Annotated in this window: 2 protein-coding genes; both read left to right on the top strand. The window is 32.7% G+C overall.

Features of this window, described 5'->3' with window-relative positions:
• Window positions 1–1,583: 1,583 nt before the first annotated feature.
• Window positions 1,584–1,757: a hypothetical protein gene (locus GQR54_RS19375; RefSeq protein WP_004336037.1), complete on the top strand. Its 174-nt coding sequence runs from the start codon at window positions 1,584–1,586 to the stop codon at window positions 1,755–1,757.
• 12 nt (window positions 1,758–1,769) lie between these two features.
• On the top strand, window positions 1,770–2,687 hold the full coding sequence (locus GQR54_RS19380; protein ID WP_166379694.1) for a hypothetical protein: 918 nt from the start codon (window positions 1,770–1,772) through the stop codon (window positions 2,685–2,687).
• The last annotated feature ends 312 nt before the right edge of the window (window positions 2,688–2,999 follow it).

Below are 2,999 nucleotides of genomic sequence, written 5' to 3' on the forward strand. Positions count from 1 at the left end.
AGTCCAGTTTTTATGCTTGTTGACCATTATTATGGTGTATGTGTTGGTATCAAAATTAAATAATCAGATAGGAAAAATAAAATGAAAGAATTAAACGCAGTACAGTTAGAGGAAGTGAATGGTGGTAAATCAATAGTTGATAGTATTATTGATACTATTAATGATGTATTTGATTGTTTAGGTTGATTTAATGAAAACTTTAAATAAGAAAGAGATATTTAATATTAACGGTGGTACTAAAAGTGTAGCGGATAAAATCGATGAAATTTTTAGTAAGATGGTTGGTATTTTTGAATCTAAAAAATAATATTACCCCTCTTGGCGGAGAAGTAATATTAACTTATTGCGAGAAATGAGATGAATAAGGAGCAGATATGCTCCTTTTTTTTGCCCTCAAAAACTGCGAGCTTTAATATATAGACAAAGGGCAGGTAATCCCCTCCATTTTTAACGACGACCAGCTGTAGCGTTCTCGCTGTTTAGCTTTTACAGCTTTTTATTGGTGTTATATAACCTAAGCCCTGGTATGGGTAATAGACCCATAAATTAATTATTTTATAACCTTGTTTAGGTAATGTGAGATCTAAGCTTTGGCTGCAATCAAAGCCTTTTATACAGTGGTTCGATTGAGAGTACGCTCTTTTATTGAGAAACGGTTAACAAGTAATAACGCTGTATCAACTCCAAGCATTAAACTCTGATTACTAATGGGCCCTCAAGCCAAATAGCTGAGCTTATTGCCAGCGCTAACTATCGCTTATCTATTGTGCTTTAAATTTTTTAGGGGCTTTCATCACCAGGTTACTATAGCCTCCTATCCGGGTAATAATTTATTAGGCCATGCTCTTCTATAGTTACCATATTGATTGCTTCGGTTTTTCGTTGGTAAGCGGACATACATCTACATTTTTGAGCCAGTGATTGTTGATTTATTGATAAAAACAACTCCTTTTTATGGTCATATATTAAATCACTTTTCTGCCACCCCTTACTAAATAACTTAAGATGACAGAGTAATTCAAAACCTTTCCCTTTAGCAGGCATTTTTATCACTTTATTGACATTGCGGTTTTTATTCTAAGCTTGATTCAAAATGTGATTTTATTGTTAATTGCTGATCAAGATTTTAAATAATAGTTTTAATGAGAATCCCAGTTGAATTTGCCAATTAAGTTTTCGATAAAACCTTTTTACGAATCATCCTTATATCTATAAAAAAGCGTTTACTTTATTCATAAATAGTCATTTCCTAAACTTTAAACATTGCTACTCATAGTTGAAACGGCCCCAATCAATTCACCAACTAATTAAATAATATGCAGCTCTTATCAAAACGATTATTTCATATTTAGACCATAAAATAAAATTATAAAAGAATAATGTTTTAAGTTAAATTATTGATTTTTAGATGTAACTTACTCTTATTTGGCTTTTGCTAAATTTAAAAAATACGCTCATTATTAATCCCGTCGAAAACATAGAGCGACATGAATTTGAATTCTAAACCAGTAATTGGCTGATTTTATATGCACATTTGAAAGCGTAGTTGTTACAGCCAAAAATAATAAAATAGGAATAATAAAATGGCTAAGTACTTCCAATCAGAATATGAACTTGAGCGCTTTTTAGATAAGCAAATTGCAGCCGATTGTATCGACAGTTATTTAGATTCAGACGGTGTGATAAGTAATAGCTGTCAAATATTTAACATAGCGGAAAGCGATATGGGCAATTTAGATTATTACACACTTAACTAATAGGGTTTATAAATGGCTTATATTGTTATTGGGCAGTTACATGATGAGCATGCTCTAAAAATACTAAATAAATTAAAAGCGAGAAATGTAGATGCATATTTACTGCAAACGCATGACTTTCCAAGAAAAGTAAAATTTAGTTTTTCACCTAATGATGGCTATGGCAGTTTAACTTTAAGTTGCGGCACGCTTATTAACTTAAGTGATATTAAAGCCGTTTTTTGGCGTAGCTTTTCGGGTGTATCTGATGAAGAAACTCGGGCTACCTTTATGACTGAGCAGGGTGTTGCTGCAAAGGATAGTATGGCCTGCTTAAGAACATGGTTTTACTTAAAAAATGGTACTAAGTGGGTTAATAGTTGGGAAGCTTTTCAACACCATCAAGAAAAGCCCTATCAATTGAAAAAAATAAAAGATTTAGGTATCAAAATACCGCAAACGTATATTGGTAATAACTTAGAAGATATAAAAGATATCTATAAAAAATTAGATCAAAGTATTTTTAAACCTGTTTACGGTGGCGCACATACTGAAATGTTGACAGAGTCCCATTTAGAAACAGGAAGGGTCGAAACAGCATTGGCTAAGTCTCCCATTACAGTGCAAGAGTTTATTGCTGGGACAAATATACGAACCTATGTAGTTGGTAAGTACATTATATCCATTGAACTAAAAAGCAACATGGCGGACTTTAGAGAAGATAATAGCGCTGAATTAATAGTTATTGATACTCCTGAGTTAATAAATAGCCAAGCTGTAGAGATAACTAAAGAGCTATATCTCAGCTGGACAGCTATAGATTGGAGAAGGAACGAAAGCGGTGAGTATTATTTTTTAGAAGCGAACCCTTCTCCCATGTTTATTGGTTTTGAAAAGCAATCAGGTATTCCAATATCTGATTATATAGTTGATTACATGTTAGAACATTAATAATTGATAAAAAGGAAATATACATGAAAGAGTTAAGTCTTGTTCAACTGAAATCAGTAAATGGTGGCCTAGGTTGGGACGAAGATGGTAATTGGGTAGATTGTTTACAAGCTATCCGAAAGTTATTCCCGTAATCATGAAATTGGTTAAACAAAAAGATTAGTTTTAACGTTATGTGAATTCTTGGCGGAGTATCACGTAATAAAACCGGCAGTAATGCCATCCATGAGAAAGTAAATAAGGAAAAGAAAATGCACCCATTTTCATTAGAAAAATCACAAGAAGAGCAAGTTGTTGGCGGTAAAGGTGATA

The organism is Pseudoalteromonas sp. Z9A4, assembly GCF_011378845.1.
GTDB lineage: Bacteria > Pseudomonadota > Gammaproteobacteria > Enterobacterales > Alteromonadaceae > Pseudoalteromonas > Pseudoalteromonas arctica.